Below are 13,121 nucleotides of genomic sequence, written 5' to 3'. Positions count from 1 at the left end.
CCAGATACTCAGTTGCTTCATTAAGGATTGATGGTTACGGAGACAAGGTTGATAAAAATTGCTTTTTCGGTCTGTTCAAAGGTGATAATTATAGTCTACTTTTTCTTGTTTGGGTAAACAAGGGGAAGAAATCCTACTTCAGATAGATTCTTGAGTAGGAACAGGTGGTATATCTTAGTTAAGTCATGGTTTTACCTAAGCAAAATCGTCATTATTGTTTATCTTAAATAATCATAATAACTATGGATATTATTGTAGCCTGGATTGTTACCACCATTGCCTTCTTGATTATTTCCTGGCTTCCCCTTGGTGTTGAAATAGATACTCTTGGAAAAGCATTCATTGCCGCAGCTATTTTTGGAATATTAAATGCAATCCTAAAACCAATATTGGGTGTCTTAACTTTCCCATTAATTGTTTTAACTTTTGGCTTGTTTTTGTTTGTTTTAAATGCCTTTATTTTTTGGCTGGCTGCCAAGATTGTTCCTGGTTTCCGCTTAAGGTGGGGATTTTGGAGTGCTATCATTGGTGCCTTAGCCCTCAGTGTAATTAATTCGATTCTCTTTGCATTAATAGATTAGGCGGATCGTCAAGATGATCGTCCTTATCTAGACGCCGAACTTAAAGCCCAACATAATCAAGCACTAGCTTTGAGAGGAAGCACTATGGCAGAAACCATTACGGAAGAGAAGCTCGAACGCCAATGGCATCAACTCCCCGTGCAGGAAGTCGTTCAGACATTAGCAAGCGCTGAAGACAGGGGACTGACGGCTAATGAAGCAAGCGAACGGCAAGAACGCTTTGGACCCAATCAGCTAACTCCCCAGAAAGAGAAAAGCCCTTGGCTGCAATTCTTAAAGCAGTTTAACCAACCCCTACTGTATATTTTATTAATTGCTGCGGCCGTCTCCCTATTCCTGCAACACTGGTTAGATGCTGGGGTGATTTTTGCAGTTGTTCTAATCAACGCCACGGTTGGTTACATTCAGGAATCCAGAGCTGAGAAGGCAATGAAGGCATTAGCCGAGTCTGTCACCACAGAGGCAACCGTTATTCGGGACGGAGAACAACAGCGCTTGCCCTCTAACGAGTTAGTACCAGGGGATGTGGTGAAATTAAGTTCTGGTGACAAAGTCCCTGCCGACTTGCGGCTGGTTAAAGTCAACAATCTGCAAATAGATGAGTCAGCCTTAACCGGGGAATCAGTTCCCGTTGAAAAAGCAACTGAGCCGCTCGACGAAGAAACCTCCCTCGCAGACCGAGAAAATATGGCTTACGCTGGCACAGTGGTAACCTCTGGGCAAGGACGGGGCATTGTTGTTGCCATTGGTGAGGCGACTGAGACAGGGCATATCTCTGAATTGGTTGAACAGAGCGCTGAACTGACTACACCCCTAACCCGCAAAATTCACAAATTCAGCAAATCCTTGCTATATGTCATTCTGGGACTGGCAGCCCTGACGTTTGTAGTGGGGCTGGCGCAAGGCGAATCCTGGGTGGATATGTTTAACACTACCGTGGCGTTAGCCGTCAGTGCCATTCCGGAAGGATTACCCCCCATTGTTACCATAACCCTAGCCATTGGTGTTTCTCGCATGGCTGAACGTAATGCCATTGTCCGGAAATTACCCGCCGTCGAAACGTTAGGCAGTGCCACAGTCATCTGTTCCGACAAAACCGGCACGCTGACGGAAAACCAGATGACGGTTGAAGACATCTATGCTGGGGGCGAACATTACCAAGTTAAGGGGACAGGTTATAAGGCAGAGGGCGAAATTTTGCACGATGAGCAGTCTGTTGATTTAGAGGAAAGTCCAGTGCTGCGGGAATGCTTGCAATGTGGACTGTTGTGCAATGACTCCCAACTGCAAAAAAAGGAGGGACAGCAAACTGTTGAAGGTGATCCTACCGAAGGGGCATTGATTGTGGTTGCCAACAAAGCGGGATTAACTCGGCAAGATTTGCAGGAGGAAATGCCGAGACTGGATGAGATTCCCTTTGAATCTGATTATCAGTATATGGCAACCTTGCATGAAAAAGATTCAGACAAGATAATTTATGTCAAAGGGTCACTAGAAGCCATTCTTAAACGATGTGACCAAAGCCTGGATGCCCAAGGAGAAGAGACTTCCTTAGATACTGAACAGGTAGAGCAGGAAGCAGAGGCGATGGCAGACGAGGGGTTACGGGTGCTGGCGTTTGCCAAAAAGCCTGTCTCGGCTGACGTTGAATCGTTGGAACACGAGGATATTGAAGAAGGGCTAATTTTTCTAGGCTTACAGGGTATGATCGATCCACCCCGTCAGGAGGCAATCGAGGCGGTGGATGTTTGTAAGTCTGCTGGCATTCAAGTCAAAATGATAACGGGCGATCATGCAGTAACAGCAGCCGCGATCGCACGAATGATGAACTTGAGCCAAAACCAAGAGGTGCAGGCACTTAGGGGCACTGATTTGGGTCAGATGAGCGATGAGCAACTCAAGAATACCGTAAAAGATAGCGTCGTTTTTGCCCGTGTCGCCCCCGAACAAAAACTGCGCCTAATTGAAACCTTGCAATCTAAGGGTGAAATTGTCGCCATGACGGGGGATGGGGTCAATGATGCCCCAGCACTCAAGCAAGCAGATATTGGCATTGCTATGGGGCAAGCAGGTACGGAAGTTGCCAAGGAAGCCGCTGATATTATCCTGACTGACGATAATTTTGCCTCCATTAAAGCGGCAGTTGAAGAAGGGCGCACGATTTACCTGAATTTGCGTAAAGCGATTTCCTTCCTCTTGCCTGTTAATGGCGGGGAGTCTCTAACGATTTTGATCGGAGTGATGTTGGGAACTGCACTCCCCATTTTGCCTCTACAAGTTCTCTGGATCAATATGATCAGTTCTATTGCTTTAGCAGTACCCCTAGCCTTTGAACCCAAGCCTGAAGGCGTGATGGAATCGCCCCCACGCAACCCTAACGAACGCTTGCTCTCAGGTAGTATTCTTCGGCGCATTGCCATCATCTCTTTGTTTAACTGGATGATCACTTTTGGTGTTTTTGAATGGATGCTACAACAGACAGAAGAAATAACGTTATCTCGCACAATGGCAGTTCAGGCTTTAGTCGCGGCTGAAGTTTTTTATCTGTTGAGTCTGAGTCAGTTTCTTCCCTCGGTTTGGGGGAAATTGCGTCACCAAACCGATAAAATTGCCTATGCTCCAGTCATTGGCATTGCCTGCGTTGTAGTTTTGCAAATCATCTTCAGTCAGTTGCAGTTCATGAATACATTATTTGATACAGTACCCCTGAGTTTTACCCAAGGATTAATCTGTATTGGTGCTGGCTTCCCGGTGATTATTATCGGAGCCTTGTTAAGGCATTTTGATCCCCTAAAGTAACTTCAGATTAACAATTGCAGTTGCATTGGCTGGAATACCGATACAACTGCAACCTTCGCCCCAAATTGAACGTCTTTCGACTGACTCCTTAGTTCGACGCGATTCTATCTTGAACCTCTTGCATGAGTGCTGGATCTTGCTGGACTCGTATCATAATCTCATTGAAATATTGGGGGTTTAGACCTTCATCTTCAATCGCCTGCTCCATATTTTCTCGAGCTTCTTGTTGAATTTTTGCAACTTGGGCAGAAGCTTGCTGGAATTTCTGATTCTCTTCCTCTGTAAATTCGGAGGCTGGATCAATCGTTGGATCTTGTAGTGCTAGATTCAGGTTTACGAATTGTTCTTCACTCAGACCTTCATTTTCAACTGCTTCCCAAGTCTTGGCTTCAGCTTTCTGCTGAATCTGCTGGGATTTGCTCATAGCCTTGGCAAATTTGTCGAGTACCTCGGGACGGATATCGTTCTGGGACTGTACCCCAGGAACCGATTGAGTCTCTGGTGTCTCGCCTACAGACTCATTTTCGGGATTTTCTGCTGAGGTTGTCTCAGGAGTAATTAGGGCAGTATCTTCCTCTGCTGATGGTTCGCAAGCGCCTGTAGCTATTGCTATGCCTAACAATAGCGGCACAATTAAAAACTTCATACTCATAAAAAGTGTTCTACGTCAATTCTGCAATGTCATCGTGGCTTTCGGCTATGTAAGAAAAGGTTAAAGGGATCTTTGTGCCTATTCCTCCTTTCCTTATCTTCAGAGGAGACAGCGAGTTGCCCTTTAGCCTTTCCCCTAACTTGACGCCAAAAGTCTATTCACCTGGGGTAGTGGGTGGATCTTCATCTGGGGTAGTGGGCGTGGTTTCGCCCGGTAGGGGTTCCTCCCCTGCTGGTGGAGTATTCAAGTCATCACCTGCCGGCTGACAAGCACCTATAGCGGTGGCTAGACCTAAAATTAAAGGAATAGCGATTAATTCTCGCTTCATTAGAACACCTCTTAACTCTTTGATCGTTCATTTTTTGACACAGAACATATTGCTATGATTTGCTCTTGGGGAAACAAGTTTGGTATTAAGAGTTTCCCCATTGATACGCTTGCCGCAACAGTGACAAATAATTGTCAAGGTTAAACTAACTTATTTAGTTTTGGAGCATTTCCTGGAATTGCTGCTGAAGTGTAGGGTCTTGTTGCAAAGCTGCACCAATTTGGCTAAACTGCTGAGCATCTAGACCCTCACGCTCTACAGCTTCCTGCATTCTAGTCTGAGCCTGCTGTTGGATTTGTGTCACTTGCCCTGCCGCCTGATCAAAGCTCTCCACTTCTGCTTGGGAGATTTCTGTACTCGGTTGAATTTCTGGGTTTTGCTGAGCTAGGGCGATTTCTTGGAAACGCTCTACACTAAGCCCTTGGTTTTCGATTGCCTCAACTAGCTCGACTTGAGTTTCTTGCTCAATGGATTGAAGCTGCTCTAGAGCACTGGCAAATTTTTGGAGATCCTCTTGACTAACTTCGAGTTGAGGAGTTTCCTGCATTTGGGAAGGAGATCCAGGTTGTTGGGCGGGCGTTTCAGCCTGTGCTTGGATGGGTAAGCTAGCAGCAAGGACTAGAGCTAAAACAGAACCACCAGTCAGAAGTTGCTTAAGCATTTAAAATGTCTCCATAGATGATTATCCACTTTGCTCAAGGTAGTGAAACCTCGGCAAATCTTGACACCTCATGATTGGATGCCTTTTTGGAGCCTAGCCTCTATTCCATTTACCGAGAAGAGCAGAGTTCTACCTTGACGAACAAGGGTCTAACCCTGTCTCCACGCTTTGCGGTTTGTTTGAAATCTTAGGCTCCACTAGTAAGCTTAAACTCAAAAAGTAAAAAATCCGGTAAGACATTGCCCCATGGCGCTCAAAACTATAGATTTGGCAGACGCTCAGTTACTCGGCTAATTCTCTGAACCACTTCCACAAGGCGATTACCCTCGACATGAACTTCTGGAGTTGGGTAGTGTTGCAACGTCTCAATTAGAGTGATTTTCCCATTGGGTAAAGCCGAACTCATCAAAGCGCCTCGTAAAGACTGGCGATTCGCGCGATTGGTAGGAGTATGAATGACTTGGCTGGTTTGATCCAACAGTAATTCTCCTGGGGCGCTATTGAGTACCCGATGAAGCAGGATTGGATTGACAGCCACCTCTTTTGTCAAAACTTGCCGCAATTCGGCTGGCTCTTTTCCTGCCATTTTTAGATAAGCTTGCAGCGAAGTCGAGAGTTCACCTGTTTCGGCAAAGGTTGTTAATTCCTCCACTGACACTGTCTCTCGTAAAAATCGGTATTTTAGCACTACCGATTCTGCGGCGTCTGCACGAACACCCCACGGCAACACACCCAGGAGTGTGATTAAACCCAAAATTAAACGCTTTGAAAGCGGCAAATATTTAGACATTTTTTAAATACCTTTTACTTTAGTTAAGCATGAATTAAGTAACCTTGCTTCTTTTATTTTTTTTTTAATTAATGCATCTATCTAACGATAGACAAGGATTATTTTAACTAAAAGCATTTTCTAAGTTAAGCTGTTCGGCATTTAAACTTAATGTCAAGAATTGCGAAATCGTTGGTGTGCGTTTAGCGAAGCCATGCCGCAGGCTTTGCATCTTGCTCGCTACTAATACCCAATTTAAATGCATGACAGCTTAACGTCTTGACAAGTAACATTATATCATGTAAACAGATAACTTGTAAGTAGTCGGACAAAAGAAACAGCTAAATAGTTATTGGGTTTTGGGTAGACATCTAACTTTTGACAGTTGTGCTGATGTATACAGGGTTTTAAAATATCCATTGTCGTGTCGCTTAAATTACCTAGGTTGAATTTCTTAACTATTTTGGGTATTTCTCTATAACCTTACGATTAAAGGTAAAACAGACAAATTCGCGACCTCAATTATTATATTAAGGCAGGTCTAATGAGTGATCAAAACAAGCACAATATGTCATCCGAATTAGCTACCCATAAATCTAAATCTACCCGCAAAAATATCGGTATTATACGATTCACCTCCATCCTCGCCTTAGGAAACTTAATTTTAGTTTTATTTCACTTGAGCTATATCCCTTTACGTAACTTATATCTAAAAACTTTTCCGGAGTTAACTGAAGTTTACGATCCAGTTGTAGGGATTGAACCCCACCCGGAAACAGAAAACTATCTCAACACAGTGAACGAGCTGGAAGAGCAGGTTTTGCAGACAGGATTACAGTCTCCTCAGACGGAAGAATTACTAGAGGAGTTACGGCTAATTAGTGAACAAATAATTGAAGAAAATCCCTTTGAAGGAGCAAATAAAACCAGCACATTAGAAAAAATTAAAAATGAAATCAGGCTTCGTGTCGGTGAAGAATATGCCCGTGATGCCTTGGCTACGTTTTGGAGCAAAGCTTATCTATCTCAGGCAGGCTGGCAAGAAGAAATTGCTTTTTTTCAGAGAGAAATTAAACCTTTGTTTAAGAGAAATTACTATCGAGAGATTGGACAATTTGGCTACTTTGTTGATTATTTTTGGAGAATTGACTTACCCTTTATTATCATCTTTGCCCTAGAGATTCTGGCGCGATCCTATTCTACCAGTAGTCGTAAGCCTCAGTTAAGCTGGAGGGAGGCGATACTGCGGCGGTGGTATGACTTTTTCTTAGTGCTTCCCTTCTGGCGGTGGTTACGAGTTATTCCTGTAACCATTCGCCTCTATCAGGCGGGTTTGTTGAATTTGGAACCTGTACGGAAGCAACTTAACTATGATTTTGCCGTGAGTTTTGCGGAACAAATTATTGAAATGATCGGCGTTCAAGTAATTGATCAGCTACAAGAATCTATACAGAGTGGTGAGTTAGAACACTGGCTGTTTTATCCTGAGTCTCACCGTCACTATATTGAGGTAAATGAGGTGAATGAAGTAAAAGCGATCACGACTCGCCTAGTGGATATCAGTATCTATGACGTTCTTCCCCAAGTTCAGCCTGATATAGAAGCCTTAGTGCATCACAGCCTTGAAAATACTCTAAGCCAATCTTCCGTCTATCAACAAATAGAGAATGTACCAGGTTTGAGTCACTTACCTCGGCAATTCACTGAGAAATTGGCAAAAGATGTCTCTCAGACAGCCTACCAAAACCTTGTAAATGCTCTAGAAGACCCAGTCGGAGCAGAATTAACTGCCCGTCTGACCCGAAACTTCCGGGATGCGTGGGATACGGAGTTACAGAAGAAGCAGAATCGGGAAAAATTTGAATCTTTATTGGTAGATATGTTAGAAGAAGTAAAAATAAATTATGTAAAGAGGATTGCCGAAGGAGGTGTTGAAAAACTGTCTGAAAAAGCTGACAAGGTAGAAGAGATTATTCGTCAAAAGTAAGAATTTAATCTTAATAATTTTATGGTGAGAAAGCCGCAAGTCGATCGTCAGCGGGAGCATCAAGCCAACGAGCGCACATTTCTGGCTTGGCTGCGAACTTCGATTGCTTTAATCGGGTTTGGTTTTGCTATTGCTCGATTTGGCATCTTTTTACGTCAAATTCAAGTAGCAGTGACTCAAGCAGAAGCCGAAATACATCCTCTGTTCAACTCTGAGAACCTGGGAGTAATGCTGGTCGTTTTTGGAATTGTGACAATCGCCTTAGCCGCTTGGCGTTATAATAGAGTCTTTTGGCAAATCGAGCGAGGAAATTATCGACCCAATCGACTGATAATTTGGATGACAACTGGGATAGTCATGGTTCTGGGAGTTTTGAGTCTTCCGTTTGTGTTTTGGCGCAATCAGATATCCACTCCTCCAGCGTCGCCCCCAAACAAGCAACAGTCTCATTACTGAAGAATCACCAAAATTGACAGTGGAAACCCTAATGGGTTGTTAGGTGGTTAGAGGGGAATCGAACGGTGCGATCGCGGCTTCGTGTTACCTTGGCTGTAGGTCAGATTCTATCGGCATCAGAGCCGTCCAGTATTACCCGGATTTGTGCTGGATTTAAGCAAAATCTGGTCGAGAGCGTACTGCTATACTTAGGTCACTAACTTGGTAATTCGATCGCGAACTCCGTTCCTTGACCGGGAGTCGAATCGCAGCGCAACTCACCCCCATGGCGTTCCACGACAATCTGATAACTGATGGATAATCCTAAACCCGTTCCCTTACCTACAGGTTTTGTGGTAAAAAATGGATCAAATATACGCTGGGAAACCTCGGTCGGTATTTCCACACCATTGTTTCCCATATAAATCACCACCTTTGCACCCCCCTGACTGTCACCATCCTCAGCCCGTTCCTCACCGGGAATCACAGCCGTGCGAACCCAAATTTGGGGTTCAAAGTCTAGGTCAACTTCTAGTTTCTCCTCTAGCGCATCAATGGCATTACTGAGGATATTCATAAACACCTGATTAAGCTGACCCGGATAACATTTAACCTTAGGGAGTTGACAATACTCTTTAATCAGATGAATCTGAGGACGGGATGATTGTTGTTTGAGTCGGTGCTGTAATAACAGCAGGGTATTATCAATCCCTTCATGAATATCGACCCGCTTATACTCCGCTTCATCCAGACGCGAAAAATTGCGTAAGGATTGCACTATCTTAGTGATGCGCTTCGCCCCCTCTTGCATGGATGCCAGTAATTTGGGAAAATCATCGGCAATAAAATCGAGGTCGATGCTATCAAGTTGTTCTGCGATCGCGCTCATCGGTTCCGGGTACTGCTGTCGATAGAGCTGGACTACGTGGAGCAGAGTTTGAGCATACTCCGTAGCTGGCTGGATATTCCCATAGATAAAGCTGGTGGGATTATTAATTTCGTGGGCAATTCCCGCCACCATTTGTCCCAACGACGACATTTTTTCGGCTTGAATCAGTTGGGTTTGAGTGCGTTTTAATTCATTGATAGTGAATTCTAACTCCAGTGTTTTTTCCCGTTCTCGTTCCTCCGCCTGCTTGCGCTCCGTGATATCGGTAATTGAACCAACAGCGCGGACGGGATTGCCTAACTCGTCCCAATGTGCCTGTCCCCGCACCAAAACCCATTTATAACTGCCATCTTGACAGCGCATCTGATACTCTAGGGAATAATCAGGCGTTTCCCTGTTAATATGTCGCTCAAAGGTGTCCTGAACTAAGGAGACATGAGCCGGATGAATGTAACTTATCCATTTGTCAAACGTATTGATATTCTCATAGTCATATCCGAGTATTTCTAGACAACGGGGTGATAGGAAATGCTCATGGGTAATCAGGTTATAATCCCAAATCCCATCATTATTGCCCTTAAGTGCTAATTGCCAGCGTTCCTCGCTCTTTCTCAGTTTAATTTCTGCCCGTTTGCGATCGGTGATATCTTGCCCAATGCCAATACTGGTGCCATCACTGAGGCGAATATTTGCCCAAGAGGTTTCCAGAATTTGACCATTTTTAGTCCGTAGGCTGAAATCTCGCCATTTTCCGGAAGCCTTGAACATAAAATCCAAAACCTTCTGGCGATCCGTTGGATTGGGATAACATTCGGTTAACAAATCAATCGTATCTAATTCTGCTTTATCCCACCCTAAAACCCGTTCCACCTCTCGGTTAACTAATCGAATATGACCCGTGGCATCATAAAAACAAATCATCACCGGAATATGGTCAAAGATGGTTTGTAGAAGTTCCTTCTGATAGCGAAGTTGATCTTCGGCTTGTTTTCGTTCGGTGATATCGCGGGTAGAACCCACCATTCGCACCGGATGTCCGGCGTCATCCCAGAGGGCTTGGGCGCGAGAGTGTAGCCACTTGTAGGTTCCATCCTGACAGCGCAAACGATACTCGATCGCGTAATGGGGTATTTTTTGCCTCAGGTAATCTTGTAGACTCTGATTAACCAGGGCAATATCATCGGGATGCAGATGGTTTTGCCATCCCTGAAAATCAAGTTCAATTTGATCGTCATCGTATTCCAGGATTTCGCGGTAGCGATCGGAAATTAAGGCTTTACCCGTGGTGATATTCCAATCCCAAATCCCATCCTGATTCCCCTGAAGCGCTAATTGCCATCGTTCTTCGCTTTCCCGCAGGGCGGCTTCAGCTTGTTTGCGATCGCTAATATCAGTGGCGGTTCCTAAAATTTGCTCCGGCTTCCCTTCCTGGTTCCAGGTAAAGACTGTCTCCCGACTAGACAGCCAACGCCATTCCCCATTTTTGTGTTTAATCCGATATTCTAAATCAAACACTTGGTCAGCTTGGGCGGTTTCCAAGTGCTGAAAATGGTGGATAATTCCCGGTAAATCATCGGGGTGCATCAGCTTCACCAGAACATCATCCTCCATTTGGATCACGTCTTCCGGTGTATAGCCAAGTAAGTTCTGGATTTTGCGATTAAAGTAAAGAATTTGCTTATTGATGCGGTCATAAATATACAAGATACTGGGATTTGCCTGAGTAATAGCACGCAGCAACCGTTGGTTTCCTTGCAGGGCTTCTTCAATCTGTTTTCGCTCGGTAATATCTTGCATTTGAGCAAGACCATACAACGGGTTACCCTGACTATCTCGCACTAAGGAAACGCTCAATAGAACCCAGATACTATGTCCTTGTTTATGAATATATCGCTTTTCTAAGTGGTAGTAACGAATTTCACCATTGAGAAGTTGACGGGCAGAATCGCGTTCGGCTTCTAAGTCGTTGGGATGGGTAATTTCTGGGCAAGTCTTGGCTAATAATTCGGCTTCGGAATAGCCAATAATTTCACACAAGTAACGATTCACTTTCCGGAAATGACCATCGAGGGCGACTAACGCCATCCCACTAGCGGCGTAATTAAACGCCTTACGGAAACAGTCTTCACTCTCTCGCAGTTCAGCTTCCATCCGTTGGCGATCGCTAATATCCCGCGCCACCCAGACAACCGATTGTTCCGCGATCGGGGAAATACTGGCGCTAAACCAAACCTTTCGCCCCTGTAGCCAAAGACAGTAATCTAAAGTCAGGGTTTGTTGAGTTGCGATCGCCTGTTGAATCGTTTCCACCCATACTGAATCGGTTTCTGGGGGATCTCCTAACAATCGCTGGATGATCTGATCTATAAATGTTGTATCCTCAGACAGAAAATTTGAAGACGTGGGAATAACTTCAATCTCTTGCATCTGGTGATCCTGAGTATTAATAACCAGGACGATATCCGTCATTGCCTCAAATACAGCCCGGATTTTGGCTTCAGAGGATTTAAATTTTGCTTGCAGTAATTCACGCTTACTAATTTCCTGTTGTAGTTGCTGATTTAACTGGCGTAATTGATAGGTTTGCTGATCTAACAAATTTTCTAAGGTATCCACGGTTTGATAAATATCAATGGGATTAATCGTGTTCAAGATCTGCGTCTGCGTAATTAAACCCGCCAATTCTCCGGCTTCACCCGACACAACCAACCGTCGCACGCGATGCTGCTGCATGAGTTGATGGGCTGTCCAAATCGAGTCAGTAGGTTGAATGAGTAATACATGCGTACTCATTACGGTGGTAACGGAGGTGTTCGCTAGATTCAATCCCAAGTTACCAAACTGGACAATATCCCGTTCGGTGATAATACCGATTGGGCGGAGTAAGTTTTGATTGTGTAGGGGCGGGTTGAGGAAATTCGGTTGGGCTATTGATGGTAATGTTTCTGCAAAACCCGCCTTGACTGAATTTTGCGTTGAAACAGGGAACTCAGCCTCTTCGACAATCACCACACAACTGACTCGCTGTGCATTCATCACTTGTGCGAGTTCCAGAATAGAAGTTGTTCCCATGGCGTGAATTACAGCAGTAGACATCACCTCAGAGACTTTTTTGTGGTTAAGTAAATCAACGGGTTGGAGAACATCGCGAATCGTTTGCGGTGTGATTACACCGATTAAATTTCCCCTCTCTCCCACCACCGGCAGATGACGAATTTTATACTGACGCAACCGATTAATCACGATAACAATATCTTGGGCTTCAGTTTCTGTGATCGTTATCACTGAAGTCGTCATCACAGACGCCAGAGATAAGGTTCGCCAGTCAACACCGGAAGCAATTAGTTGCACAGTATCTCGTTCAGTAAAAATACCTACAACCCGACTATTCGGTTGATGATTTGCTAGTACAAGTAGACAACTGCTGTGAGTCTGAGTCATCCGCGCTAAAGCCTCCTCCACCGAGATATCGGGTGTCGCGGTGAGAGGATAGCGATTGATCGCTAAACCATTGTTATGATTCAGTTTAAAAGCAGTAGCAATGCTCATGGAGAAGCGCTCCTGAAGCCAACGGTTTTTCTGTCTTCCTATTTAATTCAAGATTTCTAGACTTGTTTCAGGGTTTTATCTAATTTTTTCTCTGGATACTTCATACTGGCTGGCTACGGCGATGATTTTTTTTCTGCGATCGCCACGAAATGACTTAGGATTAAACCTGTCAAATCTAATGAGTAAACCTTAAGTATAGACGACTTTTGGGGATATCTGTATTTTGTGGTCAGAGAAATACTATGGAACGCTTAATTTCTGCCTCGGGGCTGCTGGTATTCATCGGCTTAGGCTACAGTTTTATCAATCAATCGGCGGGCGATTCGCTGGCAACCTGTATTATGGGGAATTGCCTTACAGTTAATTCTGGCGGTGTTAATTCTCAGAACAGTAAGCTGTTCGGTTAGGGAATCTGTAGGGGCGGGTTTAGGGAATCTGTCGGGGCGGGTTTAGGGACAATTGTCGGGGCGG

General features: G+C 44.5%; 10 protein-coding genes. 5 read left to right on the top strand and 5 right to left on the bottom strand.

Annotated elements, in window-relative coordinates; all coding sequences use genetic code 11:
• Positions 1-242: 242 nt before the first annotated feature.
• Both ACLFWI_RS15975 and ACLFWI_RS15970 read left to right on the top strand, forming a co-directional pair.
• Entirely contained in the window at positions 243-581 is a 339-nt protein-coding gene (locus ACLFWI_RS15975; protein WP_446413737.1) for a phage holin family protein, read from the top strand.
• A gap of 84 nt (positions 582-665) precedes the next feature.
• Complete coding sequence (locus ACLFWI_RS15970; RefSeq protein ID WP_446413736.1) at positions 666-3,380, top strand: cation-translocating P-type ATPase; 2,715 nt, start codon at positions 666-668, stop codon at positions 3,378-3,380.
• An 88-nt stretch (positions 3,381-3,468) separates the two neighbouring features.
• Here ACLFWI_RS15970 and ACLFWI_RS15965 read toward each other — a convergent pair whose 3' ends face one another.
• From ACLFWI_RS15965 to ACLFWI_RS15950, 4 genes are all read right to left on the bottom strand, one after another.
• Positions 3,469-4,032 (bottom strand): DUF4168 domain-containing protein, encoded by a 564-nt coding sequence (locus tag ACLFWI_RS15965; protein ID WP_446407490.1) that lies wholly within the window; start codon positions 4,030-4,032, stop codon positions 3,469-3,471.
• A 154-nt stretch (positions 4,033-4,186) separates the two neighbouring features.
• Positions 4,187-4,360, bottom strand: coding sequence for a hypothetical protein (locus tag ACLFWI_RS15960; protein ID WP_446413735.1), 174 nt, complete (start codon positions 4,358-4,360; stop codon positions 4,187-4,189).
• A gap of 154 nt (positions 4,361-4,514) precedes the next feature.
• Positions 4,515-5,021 carry a DUF4168 domain-containing protein gene (locus ACLFWI_RS15955; RefSeq protein ID WP_446407488.1) on the bottom strand — a complete coding sequence of 169 codons (507 nt, stop codon included), beginning with the start codon at positions 5,019-5,021 and terminating at the stop codon, positions 4,515-4,517.
• Positions 5,022-5,280: 259 nt separating this feature from the next.
• The gene (locus ACLFWI_RS15950) at positions 5,281-5,811 is read right to left on the bottom strand and encodes an alpha/beta hydrolase (RefSeq protein ID WP_446413734.1); all 531 of its coding nucleotides are present in this window, start codon (positions 5,809-5,811) and stop codon (positions 5,281-5,283) included.
• Positions 5,812-6,334: 523 nt separating this feature from the next.
• Between ACLFWI_RS15950 and ACLFWI_RS15945 the strand changes: the two genes are divergently transcribed.
• The gene (locus ACLFWI_RS15945; protein ID WP_446413733.1) at positions 6,335-7,777 is read left to right on the top strand and encodes a hypothetical protein; all 1,443 of its coding nucleotides are present in this window, start codon (positions 6,335-6,337) and stop codon (positions 7,775-7,777) included.
• A gap of 21 nt (positions 7,778-7,798) precedes the next feature.
• Complete coding sequence (locus tag ACLFWI_RS15940; protein WP_446413732.1) at positions 7,799-8,233, top strand: YidH family protein; 435 nt, start codon at positions 7,799-7,801, stop codon at positions 8,231-8,233.
• Between the two features lie 196 nt (positions 8,234-8,429).
• Here the strand turns inward: ACLFWI_RS15940 and ACLFWI_RS15935 are convergent, their stop codons facing one another.
• Positions 8,430-12,650, bottom strand: coding sequence for a PAS domain S-box protein (locus ACLFWI_RS15935; protein ID WP_446413731.1), 4,221 nt, complete (start codon positions 12,648-12,650; stop codon positions 8,430-8,432).
• 306 nt (positions 12,651-12,956) lie between these two features.
• Between ACLFWI_RS15935 and ACLFWI_RS15930 the strand changes: the two genes are divergently transcribed.
• The gene (locus ACLFWI_RS15930; protein WP_446413738.1) at positions 12,957-13,103 is read left to right on the top strand and encodes a Na+ dependent nucleoside transporter N-terminal domain-containing protein; all 147 of its coding nucleotides are present in this window, start codon (positions 12,957-12,959) and stop codon (positions 13,101-13,103) included.
• Positions 13,104-13,121 lie beyond the last annotated feature (18 nt).

Source organism: Coleofasciculus sp. (assembly GCF_046539235.1).
In the GTDB taxonomy this organism is placed as follows: domain Bacteria; phylum Cyanobacteriota; class Cyanobacteriia; order Cyanobacteriales; family Coleofasciculaceae; genus Coleofasciculus.
The sequence above is the reverse complement of the archived record's forward strand: the minus strand, read 5'-3'. Positions and strand labels throughout refer to the sequence as shown.

What these genes read in the sequence shown, in the direction of transcription:
- ACLFWI_RS15975 (WP_446413737.1), top strand. Translation starts at nt 243, where the DNA reads ATGGATATTATTGTAGCCTGGATTGTTACCACCATTGCCTTCTTGATT.
- ACLFWI_RS15970 (WP_446413736.1), top strand. Translation starts at nt 666, where the DNA reads ATGGCAGAAACCATTACGGAAGAGAAGCTCGAACGCCAATGGCATCAA.
- ACLFWI_RS15965 (WP_446407490.1), bottom strand. Translation starts at nt 4,032, where the DNA reads ATGAGTATGAAGTTTTTAATTGTGCCGCTATTGTTAGGCATAGCAATA.
- ACLFWI_RS15960 (WP_446413735.1), bottom strand. Translation starts at nt 4,360, where the DNA reads ATGAAGCGAGAATTAATCGCTATTCCTTTAATTTTAGGTCTAGCCACC.
- ACLFWI_RS15955 (WP_446407488.1), bottom strand. Translation starts at nt 5,021, where the DNA reads ATGCTTAAGCAACTTCTGACTGGTGGTTCTGTTTTAGCTCTAGTCCTT.
- ACLFWI_RS15950 (WP_446413734.1), bottom strand. Translation starts at nt 5,811, where the DNA reads ATGTCTAAATATTTGCCGCTTTCAAAGCGTTTAATTTTGGGTTTAATC.
- ACLFWI_RS15945 (WP_446413733.1), top strand. Translation starts at nt 6,335, where the DNA reads ATGAGTGATCAAAACAAGCACAATATGTCATCCGAATTAGCTACCCAT.
- ACLFWI_RS15940 (WP_446413732.1), top strand. Translation starts at nt 7,799, where the DNA reads ATGGTGAGAAAGCCGCAAGTCGATCGTCAGCGGGAGCATCAAGCCAAC.
- ACLFWI_RS15935 (WP_446413731.1), bottom strand. Translation starts at nt 12,650, where the DNA reads ATGAGCATTGCTACTGCTTTTAAACTGAATCATAACAATGGTTTAGCG.